The organism is Thalassospira xianhensis MCCC 1A02616, from assembly GCF_003326475.1.
In the GTDB taxonomy this organism is placed as follows: domain Bacteria; phylum Pseudomonadota; class Alphaproteobacteria; order Rhodospirillales; family Thalassospiraceae; genus Thalassospira; species Thalassospira xianhensis.
Genome location: NZ_JPWA01000085.1, coordinates 1 through 2012 on the forward strand (window position 1 = coordinate 1; position 2012 = coordinate 2012).

The window sequence follows — 2012 nt, forward strand, 5'->3', positions numbered from 1 at the left end:
GGCACCGCCGGTGCCAGTGGACGACGTGCCGGCCCCTGAGGAAGCGCCCGCAGCCTGCGCCCATGCCGAAGCCGTATTGGCGCCAATCAGGCTGCCTGAAAGCAGAACAACTGCCATGAATTTAGATAAGGTTTTCATCTGATTTCCCCTGAGGCCCACAAAGCCGTTTGGCAAGTTTGCTGGTAAAGTTTGAAATGATTTACCGGAACCTAAAAATCTAAAGAAGTAACAGCGAATAAAACCTGATCCCTTGTGATGTCAGGGGCGAGACATACTGCTGCATAAAAAATCCCCCGAGGATGGTCGGGGGATTTTTTTGATATGATATTCAGGTACAGATCAGAACTGTGCGCCAATCTTGATGGCGAAAATATTGTTGTCGTAGCTCTGATCCGTGACGTTTGAGTCACGATCTTCGAACTTGTAGCTGACACCGGCAAAGAAATTACGGTTCAGTTTGTAATCAAGGCCAAGACGGAAACTCATGAGATCGTCTTCACGCGAAATGCCTTCGTAATCAGAGTTCTGATAGTTGGCATCGGCTGTGGCAACAAGATTACGCAGGAATTCGTGATCAACACCGAGGCCGTAGCTGGTGGCAACGATGCCCGATGCATCTGCTGTTGTGGTTTCGTTGATCGCACGGGCGAAGGTGCCGCGAACTGTGGTCAGTTCGGTCAGGTTCCAGCGAACAGTCGCATCCGCCGAATAACCGTCTACGTCACGAAGGGACGGGTCGGTATAGTCCTGTTCCATCCAGCCAACACCAAGGTCGGCACGGATCAGACGGTCAAGATCAATGGCGATACCTGCCTGTGCCTTATAACCATCGGAATCGCGGTCAAAACCGTTGTCATCGACATCGGAATCGTAATCGCGGTCGTTGAGAACGCCTTTGACGAATGCTTCATAACCGGTCTGGATTTCATAACCGGCGCGAAGTTCGCCTTCAAGTACCTGACGGTCACGGTCATCGTTGTTGGTGGTGCCACCATCGAGTTCCGCATTGTCATCATAGTCGAGATCGGTAACGCGACCGGCTGCGCCAAGGCTGATACGGTTCGGTTTGAACCGGCCACCGAATTCAGCTTTCAGGCGGTCATATTCAACCGGATCGGCGGCATCGGCATCGACATCGTCGCCACCACGATCTTCATGGAGATGTTCAAAGCTGCCCAGGCCGTTGAATGTCAGCGCCTGGCTGGCGTCAAAACGGCCATCGACTTTGGCATTGTAATCTTCGTAATCATCGTCATTTGAATCTGCATAGAAACCGAAATCAGCACCGGCACCAAGATTCAAGGCATGATTGTTCCAGTCAGAACGCAGGTTAAGCGTTGGCTTGACCTTGGTGATCATATCGTCAGTTTCGTCATTTTCTTCCTTGAAGATGTTGTCGTTGAATTCTTCGACAACTTCGACCTTCGGCAAAAGACGGAATGACCCAACGGTAGCGCCGACCGGCTCGTAGCCCTCAGCGGTGCGCTGGGCAACGCCCTGATCCGGATTGACGGCTTCCTGCGCGTTGACAGAAGATGTCAGCACCGCAACCAAAGCACCAGCGGCAACGGTTGCGAGTAATCCCCCTTTGAGAACCTTCACTTTGTATTCCCCTTCAAATCAATATCTGAAACGTATTTTATAGGCCAAATCAGGTCGGGCTGGCGATCGACGGGTCCGGATTTTCCTCAACAACAGGAGGCTGCACAATAGTTTCCGGAGTTGTAGTTACTGTTGCGGTTTGTTGATTTGTGCTGTTGCTACCCGACTGAGTGCTTGCCTGTGCCGTGGCGTTCAAACCGCTTTGAACTATGCTATTGCTTGATGCGGCGGCCTGTGCCGCAAGTCCGGCCCCCCGAGACGCTTGCGAAGCAATGGTCGACAGCGAATTTCCGGTTGCCGCGGCGACAGAGCTAATCACCGCAGCCGCACTGGTACGGGACGCTGCAGCGGCGGTTGCCGCAATCGTCCCTGCGTTAAACGATGAACCGGACTGGGCGGCTGCGACAGCA

At 53.0% G+C, this 2012-nt stretch carries 2 protein-coding genes; one reads left to right on the top strand and one right to left on the bottom strand.

Annotated features, from left to right (window positions below):
- Positions 1 to 339: 339 nt before the first annotated feature.
- Positions 340 to 1602, bottom strand: a complete 1263-nt coding sequence (locus tag TH5_RS25095) for an outer membrane beta-barrel protein (protein ID WP_114124137.1) — start codon at positions 1600 to 1602, stop codon at positions 340 to 342.
- Positions 1603 to 1811: 209 nt separating this feature from the next.
- On the opposite strand from TH5_RS25095, the gene TH5_RS25100 reads away from it, so the two are divergent.
- The coding region (locus TH5_RS25100) for a hypothetical protein (protein WP_147250196.1) at positions 1812 to 2012 on the top strand (201 nt) is incomplete at its 3' end.